Source organism: Bacteroides zhangwenhongii, from assembly GCF_009193325.2.
Classification (GTDB): domain Bacteria; phylum Bacteroidota; class Bacteroidia; order Bacteroidales; family Bacteroidaceae; genus Bacteroides; species Bacteroides zhangwenhongii.
In genome coordinates, this window is record NZ_CP059856.1 from 2,057,710 (window position 1) to 2,073,279 (window position 15,570).

The window sequence follows — 15,570 nt, forward strand, 5'->3', positions numbered from 1 at the left end:
TATAATATAAAAAAACATGAAAAAGTATCCGAAAATCGGGATTCGTCCCACCATCGACGGTCGCCAGGGTGGCGTTCGTGAAAGCCTTGAAGAAAAAACAATGAATTTGGCTAAAGCCGTAGCCGAATTAATCAGCAGCAACTTGAAAAACGGTGACGGAAGTCCCGTAGAATGCGTGATTGCCGACAGTACCATCGGCCGCGTAGCCGAAAGTGCAGCTTGTGCAGAGAAGTTCGAAAGAGAAGGTGTAGGTTCCACTATCACTGTAACGTCCTGTTGGTGTTATGGTGCGGAAACAATGGATATGAACCCGTATTACCCGAAAGCAGTCTGGGGATTCAACGGAACAGAACGTCCGGGAGCTGTATATCTGGCAGCAGTATTGGCAGGACACGCACAAAAAGGACTTCCCGCATTCGGAATCTACGGACATGATGTTCAAGATCTGGACGACAATACAATTCCCGAAGATGTAGCGGAAAAGATTCTTCGCTTTGCACGCGCCGCACAGGCAGTAGCCACCATGAGAGGCAAATCTTATCTGTCAATGGGTAGCGTATCTATGGGTATTGCCGGCTCTATCGTCAATCCTGATTTCTTCCAGGAATATTTGGGTATGCGCAATGAATCTATCGACCTGACAGAGATTATCCGCCGCATGGAAGAGGGCATCTACGACCACGAAGAATACGCCAAAGCAATGGCATGGACTGAAAAGTATTGCAAGGTAAACGAGGGCAATGACTTCAAGAACCGTCCCGAAAAACGTAAAACCCGCGAGCAGAAAGACGCAGACTGGGAATTTATCGTAAAGATGATGATTATCATGCGTGACTTGATGACCGGAAACCCGAAACTCAAAGAGATGGGATTCAAGGAAGAAGCTTTGGGACATAACGCTATCGCAGCCGGTTTCCAGGGACAACGCCAATGGACTGACTTCTATCCGAACGGTGACTATCCGGAAGCCTTACTCAATACTTCCTTCGATTGGAACGGTATCCGTGAAGCATTTGTAGTAGCTACTGAAAATGATGCCTGCAACGGTGTAGCTATGCTGTTCGGTCACTTGCTGACTAATCGCGCTCAAATATTCTCAGATGTGCGTACTTATTGGAGCCCCGAAGCCGTGAAACGTGTGACCGGCAAAGAGTTGAGCGGTCTGGCAGCAAACGGTATTATCCATCTTATCAATTCCGGTGCCACTACGCTCGACGGTTCCGGTCAATCGGTAGACGCGGAAGGCAATCCGGTGATGAAAGAACCTTGGAACCTGACTGATGCAGATGTAGAAAACTGCCTGAAGGCAACAACTTGGTATCCGGCGGACCGTGACTACTTCCGCGGAGGCGGTTTCTCATCCAACTTCCTGTCAAAAGGTGGAATGCCTGTCACTATGATGCGTCTGAACCTGGTCAAAGGTCTTGGTCCTGTCCTGCAAATCGCAGAAGGATGGACAGTTGAGATTGACCCGGAAATTCACCAGAAACTCAATATGCGTACCGACCCCACATGGCCTACTACTTGGTTTGTTCCCCGCCTGTGCGATAAACCAGCTTTCAAAGATGTATATTCAGTAATGAACAATTGGGGAGCCAATCACGGAGCTATCAGTTATGGACACATCGGACAGGACTTAATCACTCTTGCCTCTATGCTCCGCATCCCTGTATGTATGCACAACGTAGAAGAAGACCAGATCTTCCGCCCAGCCGCATGGAACGCTTTCGGTATGGACAAAGAGGGTGCAGACTACAGAGCTTGTACAACTTACGGTCCTATTTATAAATAAGATTAAAACGCAGATTATGATTACCAACGAACATATTGAACAGTTTCTATCACAGGCACATCGCTATGGAGCTGCCAAGTTGATGTTATGTAGTAGCGGCAATCTCTCTTGGCGAATTGGTGAAGAAGCATTGATTTCAGGTACGGGGTCTTGGGTACCGACTTTATATAAGGAGAAAGTTTCCATCTGCAATATTGCCAGTGGCACTCCTACCAATGGAGTAAAACCGTCAATGGAAAGTACCTTCCATCTGGGCATTCTTCGCGAACGCCCGGATGTAAATGTAGTCCTCCATTTTCAGTCGGAATATGCAACGGCCGTTTCCTGCATGAAAAACAAGCCGACCAACTTCAATGTAACGGCAGAAATTCCTTGCCATGTAGGTTCGGAAATACCGGTGATTCCCTATTACCGTCCCGGTTCGCCGGAACTGGCCAAAGCAGTGGTAGAAGCCATGTTGAATCATAATTCCGTGTTGTTGACCAATCACGGGCAAGTGGTATGCGGAAAAGATTTCGATCAAGTATACGAACGGGCTACTTTCTTTGAAATGGCTTGCCGTATCATTGTCCAATCCGGTGGAGACTACTCAGTACTGACTCCGGCGGAGATAGAAGATCTGGAAATCTATGTATTGGGAAAGAAAACAAAATAGTATCCGGAAACACATACCATGAAAGATACGCATAGAAACACTTATTTAGCAGCAGACTTTGGAGGAGGAAGCGGGCGTATTATCGCCGGCTCTCTTCTCCACGGTAAGCTGGAATTGGAGGAAGTTCACCGCTTCCCCAATCGTCAGGTTAAACTCGGTAATCATGTTTATTGGGATTTTCCCGCCTTGTTTGAGGATATGAAGACCGGATTAAAACAGGCCGCACAAAGAGGGTACGACGTTAAAGGAATCGGAATCGATACTTGGGGAGTCGACTTCGGGCTTATTGACAAGGATGGTAACCTGCTAGGAAATCCAGTTTGTTACCGGGATGCACGAACGGATGGAATGCCGACAGAAGTGTTCAAGTTCCTAAACGAGCAGCAACACTATGCCGATACCGGTATACAAGTAATGGCGATCAATACGTTATTCCAGCTTTACAGCATGAAAAAAAGTAAGGATGCGCAATTAGACGCAGCCCAACGGCTTTTATTCATGCCCGACCTTTTCAGCTACTTTCTGACAGGAATAGCCAACAATGAATATTGCATTGCCTCTACATCCGAACTACTCGATGCACGACAACGAACATGGTCTTTATCTACCATTCGTACACTCGGACTTCCCGAACATTTGTTCGGCGAAATCATCTATCCGGGTACTATCAGAGGAACTTTAAAAGAGGATATTGCCCAAGAAACAGGCTTAGGATCTGTAGACGTAATTGCAGTAGGTTCACACGATACGGCTAGCGCTGTTGCCGCTGTTCCCGCTACGGAATCTCCTATCGCATTTCTAAGTTCCGGCACTTGGTCGCTGTTGGGAGTAGAAGTAGACGAACCGATACTGACAGAGGAAGCGCGGCTGGCTCAGTTTACGAATGAAGGTGGCGTGGGAGGCCGTATCCGGTTCCTGCAAAACATCACAGGTTTATGGATTCTGCAACGTCTGATGAGTGAATGGAAAACACGTGGCGAAGAACAGAGCTATGACACGCTCATTCCACAAGCTGCCGAAGCAACGATTGCTTCCATCATCCCTGTAGATGATGCACTATTCATGAATCCGGTAAATATGGAAAACGCTCTTATGGATTACTGCCGACGACACGACCTTCCGGTTCCACAGAACAAAGCGGAAATGGTGAAATGCGTGCTCCAATCCTTAGCTTTCAAATATAAGCAAGCGGTGGAAAAACTCAACCGTTGTCTTCCTTCTCCAATTCGCCAACTCAACATTATCGGTGGAGGATCACAAAATAAATTACTCAATCAGTTGACAGCCGATGCACTTGGCATTCCCGTATATGCCGGTCCGGTAGAAGCTACTGCGATAGGAAATATCCTGACGCAAGCAATGGCAAAAGGAGAAATATCCGATCTTCACGAACTGCGAGAGATTGTAAGACATAGCGTAACACCACAAGTTTATCATCCTAAAAAATAGAATTATAATGACCATGAAACACACTAAACAGTCCATCATCTCAAAAGATGGCGTCAGTTATCTTATTCCCTTTATTCTCATTACCTCGTGTTTTGCGTTATGGGGATTCGCAAACGACATTACCAATCCGATGGTAAAGGCATTCTCCAAAATCTTCCGAATGAGCGCTACTGATGGTGCACTTGTACAAGTAGCTTTTTATGGAGGATATTTCGCAATGGCTTTTCCTGCCGCAATATTTATCCGCAAATACTCCTACAAAGCAGGTGTATTGCTAGGGCTCGGAATGTACGCTTTCGGAGCATTCTTGTTTTTCCCCGCTAAAATGACAGGGGAATATTACCCGTTCCTAATCGCCTACTTCATTCTGACTTGCGGACTTTCTTTCCTGGAAACAAGTTGTAATCCTTACATCCTTTCTATGGGAACTGAGGAAACAGCCACACGACGTTTGAATCTTGCCCAATCTTTTAATCCTATGGGATCCCTTTTGGGTATGTATGTGGCAATGCAGTTTATCCAGGCAAAATTACACCCGATGTGTACCGAAGAACGGTCACTGCTCAATGATAGTGAATTTCAAGCTATCAAAGAAAGCGACCTTACAGTTTTGATTGCCCCCTACCTTATTATCGGGCTGATTATCTTGGCTATGCTCATCGTCATACGGCTTGTCAAAATGCCTAAAAACGGAGATCAGAACCACAAAATAGACTTCTTCCCTACTCTCAAACGTATTTTCATGGAAACACGTTATCGTGAAGGTGTAATCGCACAGTTCTTCTATGTAGGCGCACAGATTATGTGCTGGACATTTATCATCCAATACGGAACACATCTGTTCATGTCACCGGATTTCGGTATGGATGAAAAAAGCGCAGAAGTACTTTCCCAGCAATACAACATCATAGCAATGGTCATTTTCTGTGTCAGCCGTTTTATCTGCACTTTTATCCTGCGTTATCTCAATGCTGGAAAATTACTGATGATTCTTGCTATCTTCGGAGGTCTTTTCACATTGGGCACCATCTTCCTTCAAAACATTTTCGGACTCTACTGTCTGGTAGCAGTTTCCGCCTGTATGTCACTGATGTTCCCAACCATTTACGGTATTGCCTTGAAAGGTATGGGAGACGATGCCAAATTCGGGGCAGCCGGTCTTATCATGGCTATTTTGGGAGGTTCCATTCTTCCTCCGCTACAAGCAAGCATTATTGACATGAAGGAAATCGGTTGGCTTCCGGCTGTCAATGTTTCATTCATTCTGCCATTTATCTGTTTCCTTGTGATTATCGGATACGGATATCGCACAGTGAAAAGAAACTGGTAAAAAAGGCTTAAAAAATGATGACATCATTTCGAGAAGATGATGTCATCATTTTATTTACTCATTTTTAAGAGCCTGTAAAAAAATGTAGCATTGTTAATAGTCAGTGCTTTGCCCCTCAAAACCGTTTTCTCCTGAAAGTTTACAAAAATCATTCATTGCCTTTTCACTTTTTACAGGAAGAAAAATGCGTTTTTTACAGACTATCCGCAAATAAAGCGTATCTTTGTTCCAGCTAAAACATGGAATGATTATGAGATACTTAGACCCAAAAGCAGACTTGACTTTCAAGCGAGTATTCGGCGAACATCCCGACTTAGTGATGAGTCTGTTGAACGCTCTCCTTCCTATTTCCGAAGAAGAGGAGATTACTGATATTGAATACCTTCCCGCTGAGATGGTGCCGGATAATCCCTTGCGCAAGAACAGCATCGTTGATGTACGTTGTAAGGATAAGAAGGGACGCCAGTTTATCGTGGAGATGCAGATGATTTGGTCACCCGAATTCAAGCAACGTGTATTGTTCAATGCTTCCAAGGCATACGTACGCCAGATAAGCGTCGGTGAAGAGTATGAGCTGCTGCAACCCGTCTATTCGCTGAATTTGGTAAACGAGGTATTCGAACCGGAACTTGAAGGCTATTACCACCATTACCGGATGATTCATGTGGAAAACACAGATAAGGTGATAAACGGCTTGGAACTGATTTTTGTGGAACTTCCCAAGTTCAATCCGCATACCTATTCCGAAAAAAAGATGCAAGTACTCTGGCTACGATATCTGACGGAGATAAACGAACGTACCCGGGAAGTACCCCCAGAACTGCTTGCCAACCCGGAAGTAAAGAAAGCTGTTACAGCCTTAGAAGAGTCCGCTTTCACTGAGGCTCAGTTACTAGGGTATGAAAAGTTCTGGGATATCATCAGTGTGGAGAAGACTCTGTATAACAGCGCAGAGAGAAAAGGTATGGCAGCAGGGTTAGCCAAAGGAAAAGCCGAAGAACAACATTTAATAGCAGCCAATATGAAAAAGCAAGGCATATCAGTTGTAATAATCTCCCAATGTACCGGATTGACAATAGAAGAAATCGATTTATTATAAAAAACGATTCAAGTAAAAGAACTAGAATATAAATACATTTGATTTACTATTAGGTTTCACAGGGCAGGCTCTTCAAAGAATATTTAGCCTGAGCTTTGGCTTTATGTCCTCTAAACTAAAGCGCTATGGCTCAACAGCGACAGACTAAATTATCTGTAACGATAGCTAATAGAACGCCTGAATGTTACAAGCCTACCTGCTATTAGGAAATTAATATAACCGGAACTCCAATCATCTATTAGGTTGGAATTCCGGTTTCTTTGTTTCCACCCATAATATTTTAAATCAGCACATTCAATAAATTATCAATACTTCACACTATATTTTAACATTTACAATTCTTATACAAATTACTCGTCACTATTTTCTTTTTTCATCTTTGAGTAGCAAATGTAACAATAAGAATTGATTATACAACTTCTAATTACAATCAAACACAATTACTGACGTTTTGATAACAAATTAATAATTTAAAATCATAAAACAATTGATTTATTAAGAATATTAATTACATTTACTTTATAAAAACAAATTCTCCTTTATTACAAAGAGATGCAATTTATAATACTTGATAATTCACACATGATAATACACAAACAAATAACTACTGGAGCACGATTCAATAACAAATTCTCTAAAATAAGACCTCCTCCCTTCCGGCATTCACATATCAGGCTAGTTATATTATGCCTAAAACAAATAAATCAAATAAATTAATTGTTACTTGGAGGAAAATGCCTTTGTTCAAATACAAATCAACATACTAGAGTTTAAACTCTGCCTATATAGACTCTCTTCTGAATATTGACCTTCAAAAGCTAACAATAACAAGATCATATTATTTGAGTTTATTAAATATGCACAATTGTAAAATCACAATTGTCGTATAGTTTTTTATTTTTTCTCAAACAAGGAAACAGGCTATTCTGCCAAGTGACGTCACCATAAAAAATAGAAACATGAGATATTTAATAATAACGTCACCGATTGTCTATATTATAATAGCCATCATCTTCCAAATTGAGATTAATACAATTTTATTGCTAGTATCCACAGGAATCTCGCTATACATATCAATCTCCTATTTATCAACAACTGAAAAGGAAAAACTATTTCTGAAAGAAGAAATACAATATTTCATAGATTCCTTTCAGAATATTCGAAAGCCGATAACGCTCGTACATACGCCTTTACAAAACATCTGTAATGCCATGTGTCCTGAAAGCATAAAAAAAGAGTTATCTGTAAGCCTCCGAAACATTGGATGTCTTAATAAACATCTGACCGAGTTAATGGGATTGAAACATTTACATATCCAGTCTCTAAAGCTTGATATTACCGAATATGAATTAGGGAGTTTCATAAAAGAGAAACTTCACTCACAGCAAAGTCATGCAAAACGTAAATGCATAAAATTAGATATTAAATCGGAATTTAATTATGTCAGTATTTGGGGCGATACAAGTAAAATCTCTCCGATCATAGAAAAATTCATCTCAGACGCAATTGACTATATAGAACCGAAAACAACCCTTACTGTATTCATTTTTCTAGGCAGTAAGTATTGGGAAATGAAAATAGCAGATACCGAAAACGGAAAACTGGCGGAAATCTATGATAATAATAAATATTGGATTCATAAAAAGAAAACAGAGATGGAATGTACTTTCAGCAAAAGCATATTATTCAAGAAATTACTAGACTTATGCGACGGAAAAATCATCATAAACAGAATAGAGCATACTATCTCATTACGATTTCCCTTAGCATTGCAATCTGCAGAAAGTCTGGAACAGACAGGAGTGCCATACACCATTCAAAACCCGAAAGATGAAAAGATAGGTATTCTATTTCAGAAAACTTCCTGCAAAAGATATTCAGATAAACCTGTGGTAGTTCTTGTAGACAGTAATGATGATTTTCGCTTATATCTGGAATCATGTTTGTCCGAAAAATACACTATCAAAAGTTTTAGCGATGGTACACAGGCTTTAATAGACATAAAAGAGGAATATCCAGATTTAGTAATTTGCGATACGGAACTTCATGAAATGAGCGGAGACGAACTTTCATCAAGATTGAAAACATCTTATGAAACTGCCATCATCCCCATTATCCTATATGGTTCTCATATCGACATAGACCAACACAATAAAAGAAGAGCCTCGTTAGCAGATACTTTCCTCTATATGCCATTACACATAGAAGACCTGAAGATTGAAATATCTGTGCTTATCAGAAACAACCACTTTCTAAGAAGATCATTCCTGCAAAAAGTATTTGGTAAACAATTCCTGGAAGTGGAAGACAATGACGTCTTGGATGAAAACAATTACACATTCATCAATCAGGTAAAAGAATTTATTCTAAGATATATAGATAAGGAAAATCTGACAATAGATGAAATTGCTTCCGAACTGTATATGAGTAGAACCGCTTTTTTTAATAAATGGAAAGCATTGACAGGAGAAGCGCCGAAATATTTTATTTACCGGATTCGTTTGGAAAAGGCACGTGAGTTATTGGAGAGTGGGAAATACCCTGTCAATGTTATTCCTGAAATGATCGGATTAAAGAATCTCAAAAACTTCCGCCATAAGTACAAAGAGCATTTTGGAATAACACCAAGTGAATCTATCACCAAAAAGCAATAAAACCAATATCTTATTTCAATTAAAACCCAAACCATTAGAAATTATAAAAGGTAAATGCCAACCTTTTACTTTGAAAGAAAAAGCAAAAAAAAGAGTATGCTTCAGTGTGAAGACATACTCTTTTTTTTATACTTTTGTGAAATAACCATGTTATGTAAAAATGACTATAACGGAAAACATTCGAAAAGAGTTACAGGCGTTAGTAGATTCCAAATATCAGGAGTTCCATTCTGCCTTAGTTCCCGGAACGGAAAATATTCTAGGCGTACGCATTCCACAACTGAGAGTAATGGCCAAAGAAATAGCCAAAAGAGATGATTGGCGTATATTCGTCGAGGCAACCGATACCAAGTTTTATGAAGAAGCTATGCTTCAAGGAATGGTTATCGGACGATCTAAAACGGCACTTGACGAACAAATGAAACATGTAGAGAGATTTGTTCCCCGTATCGATAACTGGGCCGTTTGTGACATATTTTGCGGCGAGCTGAAGACTGCCGTAAAAAAAGGAAAAGAAACAGTATGGCAATTTATACAGCCTTATTTAAAATCCACCCAAGAATTCGAGCTACGTTTCGGAATTGTTATGCTTCTCCACTATATAGATGAAGGACATATTGATCTACTGTTGAAATACGCCGACTCATTCTGCCATGACGCTTATTATGCACGTATGGCTATGGCTTGGATGATATCAATCTGTTTCGTTAAGTTCCCCGAAAAGACAATGGAATATCTGAAACATAGTAAGCTGAATAACTGGACCTATAATAAATCATTGCAGAAAACGATCGAATCTCTCCGCGTAGATAAAAAAACTAAAGATGTTCTTCGAAGTATGAAAAGGCGTTAATCTGCATTTTATTATTCATTATGACCTCTTTATTTTTTTCCTTCTACTTCTGCGTCTCTGTTGTTTACGGCGACTGTAACTTTGCCATCTTTTATAAATCATCCAACCACTCATCAAAGCAACGACAACAAAAATAAGGATAGTAATACCGACCCCCAGATTATCTCCTTTGATACGCGACCAAATATCAAGAACTTCTTTGGTCTTATCACCAAAATCACGAATCATGGCACAACGTTCCACTACTTTGCGATCCGGATATTGTATCTTATCAATCTGTATACTATCGGCATCCGGTCCAAAGAAATAACTCAAGTCGGAAAAATATGTGAGAGTGGTGTCTTGCTTTTCTTCCAAAATCTCAGGAGTGGCAACCGAACTTACATAGCCGCAGAAATCCATATTGCGCAAAGCAATGTCCGGACGACACATGAAATTAATAAAATAGCTGGCTGCTCTCGGATTCTTCGCGTATTTAGGAATCACCCAACCATCGTACCATATATTACTCCCCTCTTCAGGAACCACATAATCCAAGTCCACTCCTACCGCATTGGCTTCCTCAATCGCCCATATCGCATCACCACTCCACGTCATATTCAGCCAAGCCTTGTTTTTCGTCATCATCTCCTTGCCGAAGTCCGCTTCCCAGCCGGCAATATTCGGTTTCAACTCTTTCAGATATTTCTCCGCCAACTCCATCGCACGCGGAGAGTAATCGTTCATCAGTTCCTCCACCGTCACCGTTCCTTCTTCCAACTCTTTCGCGTGAGCATAGATGATAGCAGTACCGTATGCATCACGATAACTATCTTTCATCAGTATTTTTCCGGCATACTTTCTATTCCAAAGACACTCCCATGAGGTTGCGACCGAATCGGGAATATACGCACGGTTATACAGGATTCCCGCCGTTCCCCACATATAACATACCGCATAACGGCTCGCTTCCTCTCCCGGTTGGCTCAGCTTATTGATTTGCTCACGGATAAATGGAGCCACATTCTGCATATAATTAGGAGAATGGGCAAAATTCGTATCAATGGGCAAAAGCAAATGTTTCTTCAACATACGCTCAATAATATATTCCGAAGGGCATACCACATCGAAGTCCTCATGGCCTTTCTCTATCTTCGTCAACATGATTTCGTTGATGTCGAATGTCTGATAAACGATACGGATATTCTCCCCCGTCTGCTCCTTATAATACGCTTGAAAATCTTCGAGTACACTATCTCCGATATAATCCGCCCAATTATAAATCTTGAGAATCCGCTCACGGGGCTCGCCGGAGTTGTAACACCCGGCCAAACTCAACACTAACAGGATAACAGGAATTATCTTTTTCATCTTATTTACGTAGTAATACATTTAGTAATCCGTTAATCTTTTTTCTTCGCTTTCCCTGCCCGGTAATTAATCGCAATAAGCAATGCCAGCACTACAACAAAAATAATGGCAGAAAGCGGGCGAAGTTCCGGTGTCAGCCCTCCTTTACGGGCATCGGCATAGATATAGGTAGAAAGCGTCTCCAATCCTTGATTGCCGATGGTAAATACAGTCACGGCAAAATCATCAATAGACAGAGTCAATGCCAGCATGAATCCACTAATCATTCCCGGACGAATCTCAGGAACAATCACTTTCCACAGGGCTTGCATAGGAGTAGCTCCCAAATCGAGGGCAGCCTCATAAATATTCGGGTTCATCTGTTTCAGACGGGGTAAGACACTCAACACAACGTACGGCGTACAGAAAGTGATATGCGCAAGCACTACGGTAGTATATCCTTGCGTAATCCCCACTGAAACGAACAAAAGGAAAAGCGAAATACCGGTAATAATATCTCCATTCAGAATAGGAATACTATTCACAAAACCAATCGCCTTACGCGAACGGGATTTCATGTTAAAGATACCGATAGCGGCCACACTCCCCAACAACGTAGAGGCGGTTGCGGCAAGCAGAGCGATAGTGATCGTATTAATCAAGGCATTCATCAAAGAGTGATGTGTGCCCGTAGTGAAAAGCGAGGTATAAAGCTTAGTGGAAAAGCCCGTCCAGTTGCCCAGTACTTTTGCTTCGGTAAATGAATAGATGACGATAATCACAATAGGAGAATAAAGCAACAACAGCAATATCCATAAATAAGCCTGAGCCAGTATCTTCTTTACCATAATCCTCCTCCTTCGTTAGTGTTATCTTTATCATCCGTACTGAACAAGGAAGTAGCTGCAATCAGCAACAGCATGATAAGCGAAAGCGCCGCTCCGTAGTTCCACATACTATTATTGATATTCTCCTGAATCGTTGTACCGAAAAGTTTGATATTGTTCATTGTCAACAGTTCGGCAATGGCAAAAGTCGAAATCGTCGGCATAAACACCATCATGATACCACTCATGACTCCCGGCATAGAAAGTGGAAGAACCGCTTTCAGAAAGACTTGCAGAGGATTGGCTCCCAAATCTTGCGCAGCCTCAATATAACTATGATCCATCTTCTGCAAAGTGTTGTAGATAGGATAAATCATGAAAGGGATAAAATTGTAGACCATACCGAATATCAATGCCCCCTCACCCAGCGGCACACTGAAAAAGTCGAATAAGGCAACAGTAGCTAACGTACGCACCAGGATATTTACCCACATCGGCAGGATAAACAGAACCACCATCGTTTTAGAACGGTTCAGTTTACTGTTACTCAATATCCAGGCTGCGGGATACCCTAACAAAATACAAACAATAGTAGTGATAATAGCAATACCGATAGAGTAGACAAAGGTATTGATAGCTTCGGGATGTTCGAAGAACTTCTGAAAGTTGGCGAGCGTCAAATGACCGTTATCATCGGTAAATGCATACACAACAATTAAGAACAACGGTATGACCACAAAGATCGCCGAAAAAATAATGTAAGGGAGCGCCCAGCTCTTACGTGATGACAAAAACACTAAAAACCTCTTATTCACTTCCTTTCCTGTTAATCGGTTATTTTAACTACACGGATGGCATCCGGGGGGATAGTGATACCTACGCGGTCGCCATCGTCCCATACATCATTCGTATCTACAAACACATTCTCGTCCCAGTCGGACAACACAGTCAAATGATAATGATCTCCTTTATAAAGGATAAACTTCACCTCACCTGTCAACGCCCCGTCTTCCTCGTTATCCTGAAGAATCACTTTATCAAAGTCTACTTCCACCTTAACGTTTGTGTCGGGTTCTATGTTTTCCACCAAAGTACAATCAAAGCTACAGCCAAGAAATTCCACATGAGTAGCATCCAGCATTTTTCCTTCGAAAGTATTGCATACACGCTCTTTCTTCATGATATGAATATCAAACGGTTTTACCAGTAGCCCCACTTCCGCTCCTACTTCAAAATGATGGTAATCCTGCACAAGGAATTCATAACCACCACAAAGTACCGTCATTTCATAATGTACACCTTTGAATATGGAAGTCTCCACCACTCCGGTCAATTGTGCCATGTCGGATACCGGGAAAATATACAAGTCTTCGGGACGGATCACGACATCTACCGGAACATTCTCACCAAACCCCTCGTCTACACATTCGAACTCCGTGCCACAGAAACGAACGAGTTTATCATGAATCATTGTACCATTCAAGATGTTACTTTCTCCGATAAAATCCGCCACGAACGAGTTGATAGGCTCATTATAAATATCGATCGGCGTACCTATCTGCTGAATCTTTCCTTCGCTCATCACAACAATCGTGTCGCTCAGCGTAAGCGCTTCTTCCTGGTCGTGAGTGACGTACACAAACGTAATTCCCAAGGATTTATGCATTTCCTTGAGTTCCATTTGCATATCCTTACGCATTTTCAGGTCAAGTGCCGCCAAAGGTTCATCCAAAAGTAATACTTCCGGCTCATTGACAATGGCACGGGCAATAGCGACACGTTGTTGCTGGCCACCGGAAAGAGAATCAACATCACGATATTCATAATCCGTCATCCCTACCATCTTCAAAGCAGCTTTTACTTTCTTCTGAATAGTCTGTTTCGGTGTTTTTTTCAGCTTCAAGCCGAAAGCAATATTGTCATATACATTCAAATGCGGAAACAAGGCATATTTCTGAAACACCGTGTTCACCGGACGCTTATGGGGAGGAGTCTGTGTTATTTCCTTACCCGAAATTCGGATCTCGCCCTCCGAAGCTGTCTGGAAACCGGCTATGAGACGTAACAATGTGGTTTTTCCGCAACCGGAAGGTCCAAGTATCGTGACAAACTCGCCCTTCTTCACGTTCAGACTCACATCATCCAATGCCGTTTTCTCGCCAAAATACTTCGATACATGGCTCACCTCAATGATGGATTTATCTTCTTGCATATTCATACTAAAGTTTGGGTTGCAAAGGTACACATTTCTGCGGTTTTCACCTACGTGTTAATCTAATATAACAGTGTTTTTCGAGGCCAGATAGAAAAATAATCTATCTTTGCATAAATATTTATTCACTAATCTTACAAAAGCATGAAAAAATTAAGTTATTTAGTCATTGCAACGGCAGCCTTAGGTATGGTAGCTTGTACCGGTGGAAACAAAGCCGGCTATGTTGTTACAGGTACAGTAGAAGGTGCAGCCGATGGTGACACCGTTTATCTTCAAGAAGCTAATGGCAGAAATCTGATCAAACTCGATACAGCCGTGATCTCTAAGGGTACGTTTACTTTCGAAGGGACACAAGATTCGGTAGTAAGCCGTTATGTCACTTGCGAAGTAAACGGAGAACCGTTGATGATTGATTTCTTCCTCGAAAACGGAAAGATCAATATTGCCTTAAGCAAAAATGATGACTCTGCTACCGGTACAGCCAACAATGACGCTTACCAGGAACTCAGAGGACAGATCAATGATATCAGCAAAAAGATGAATGCCATCTATGAAGCAATGGGTGACACTACATTGAGTGACGAACAAAAAGAAGCGAAACAGAAAGAAGGCGCTCAATTGGAGGAACAATATGACAATGCCATCAAAGAAGCTGTAAAAAAGAATATTACTAACCCAGTAGGAATATTCTTGTTCAAACAGACTTTCTACAACAACTCCACTGCCGAAAATACAGAATTGCTGGAACAAATCCCGGCTAACTTTCAGAACGATGAAGCAATCGTAAAAATCAAAGAACTGACTGACAAGCAGAAAAAAACTGCCGTTGGTACGAAATTCATTGATTTCGAGATGAAGACTCCGGATGGAAAACCTGTAAAACTATCGGATTACGTAGGTAAAGGTAAAGTGGTATTGGTTGACTTCTGGGCAAGCTGGTGCGGTCCTTGCCGTCGTGAAATGCCTAACTTGGTAGAAACTTATGCCAAATATAAAGGTAAAAACTTCGAAATCGTAGGTGTATCTCTCGACCAGGATGACGCTGCATGGAAAGATGCCATCAAAAAGCTGAACATGACTTGGCCGCAAATGTCCGACCTTAAATTCTGGCAGAGTGAAGGTGCACAACTTTATGCTGTAAACAGTATTCCTCACACTGTTTTGATTGACGGTGAAGGTACTATTATCGCACGTGGTCTCCATGGAGAAGAACTACAAGCCAAAATAGCAGAAGTTGTAAAATAAGTCACCACTATAAATCTGTGGTGGAACAGACTGTGTTGAAGCTCTTTGTAGCAAACAGAAAAAATTTAGCCCCTGCATCCTCAGAGATTGCAGGGGCTAATTTTTATATATAAAGTAGCAGG

General features: G+C 41.5%; 12 protein-coding genes. 8 read left to right on the top strand and 4 right to left on the bottom strand.

What is annotated here, in order from left to right; all coding sequences use genetic code 11:
• Positions 1–16: 16 nt before the first annotated feature.
• From fucI to GD630_RS08325, 7 genes are all read left to right on the top strand, one after another.
• Positions 17–1,792, top strand: a complete 1,776-nt coding sequence (fucI, locus tag GD630_RS08295; protein ID WP_143866955.1) for an L-fucose isomerase — start codon at positions 17–19, stop codon at positions 1,790–1,792.
• Positions 1,793–1,808: 16 nt separating this feature from the next.
• The gene (locus tag GD630_RS08300) at positions 1,809–2,447 is read left to right on the top strand and encodes a class II aldolase/adducin family protein (RefSeq protein WP_022275243.1); all 639 of its coding nucleotides are present in this window, start codon (positions 1,809–1,811) and stop codon (positions 2,445–2,447) included.
• A gap of 18 nt (positions 2,448–2,465) precedes the next feature.
• Positions 2,466–3,896 (top strand): rhamnulokinase, encoded by a 1,431-nt coding sequence (locus tag GD630_RS08305; protein WP_143866958.1) that lies wholly within the window; start codon positions 2,466–2,468, stop codon positions 3,894–3,896.
• A 13-nt stretch (positions 3,897–3,909) separates the two neighbouring features.
• Complete coding sequence (fucP, locus tag GD630_RS08310) at positions 3,910–5,226, top strand: L-fucose:H+ symporter permease (RefSeq protein WP_143866960.1); 1,317 nt, start codon at positions 3,910–3,912, stop codon at positions 5,224–5,226.
• Positions 5,227–5,476: 250 nt separating this feature from the next.
• Positions 5,477–6,325: an Rpn family recombination-promoting nuclease/putative transposase gene (locus GD630_RS08315; protein ID WP_143866962.1), complete on the top strand. Its 849-nt coding sequence runs from the start codon at positions 5,477–5,479 to the stop codon at positions 6,323–6,325.
• A 959-nt stretch (positions 6,326–7,284) separates the two neighbouring features.
• The gene (locus GD630_RS08320; protein WP_143866964.1) at positions 7,285–8,979 is read left to right on the top strand and encodes a helix-turn-helix domain-containing protein; all 1,695 of its coding nucleotides are present in this window, start codon (positions 7,285–7,287) and stop codon (positions 8,977–8,979) included.
• 160 nt (positions 8,980–9,139) lie between these two features.
• Entirely contained in the window at positions 9,140–9,832 is a 693-nt protein-coding gene (locus GD630_RS08325) for a DNA alkylation repair protein (RefSeq protein WP_143866966.1), read from the top strand.
• 18 nt (positions 9,833–9,850) lie between these two features.
• On the opposite strand, the gene GD630_RS08330 is transcribed toward GD630_RS08325, so the two are convergent.
• Genes GD630_RS08330 through potA form a run of 4 tightly spaced genes read right to left on the bottom strand, consistent with a single transcriptional unit; the run spans position 9,851 to position 14,206 of the window.
• Positions 9,851–11,182, bottom strand: coding sequence for an ABC transporter substrate-binding protein (locus GD630_RS08330; protein ID WP_143866968.1), 1,332 nt, complete (start codon positions 11,180–11,182; stop codon positions 9,851–9,853).
• A gap of 32 nt (positions 11,183–11,214) precedes the next feature.
• The gene (locus tag GD630_RS08335; RefSeq protein WP_007752003.1) at positions 11,215–12,009 is read right to left on the bottom strand and encodes an ABC transporter permease; all 795 of its coding nucleotides are present in this window, start codon (positions 12,007–12,009) and stop codon (positions 11,215–11,217) included.
• The gene (locus GD630_RS08340) at positions 12,003–12,803 is read right to left on the bottom strand and encodes an ABC transporter permease (protein ID WP_182505738.1); all 801 of its coding nucleotides are present in this window, start codon (positions 12,801–12,803) and stop codon (positions 12,003–12,005) included. Before GD630_RS08340 ends, GD630_RS08335 begins: the two co-directional genes overlap by 7 nt.
• 11 nt (positions 12,804–12,814) lie before the next feature.
• A complete protein-coding gene (potA, locus tag GD630_RS08345; protein WP_143866970.1) occupies positions 12,815–14,206 on the bottom strand; it encodes a polyamine ABC transporter ATP-binding protein in 1,392 nt (463 codons plus the stop codon).
• 138 nt (positions 14,207–14,344) lie between these two features.
• On the opposite strand from potA, the gene GD630_RS08350 reads away from it, so the two are divergent.
• Complete coding sequence (locus GD630_RS08350; RefSeq protein ID WP_143866972.1) at positions 14,345–15,448, top strand: TlpA disulfide reductase family protein; 1,104 nt, start codon at positions 14,345–14,347, stop codon at positions 15,446–15,448.
• The last annotated feature ends 122 nt before the right edge of the window (positions 15,449–15,570 follow it).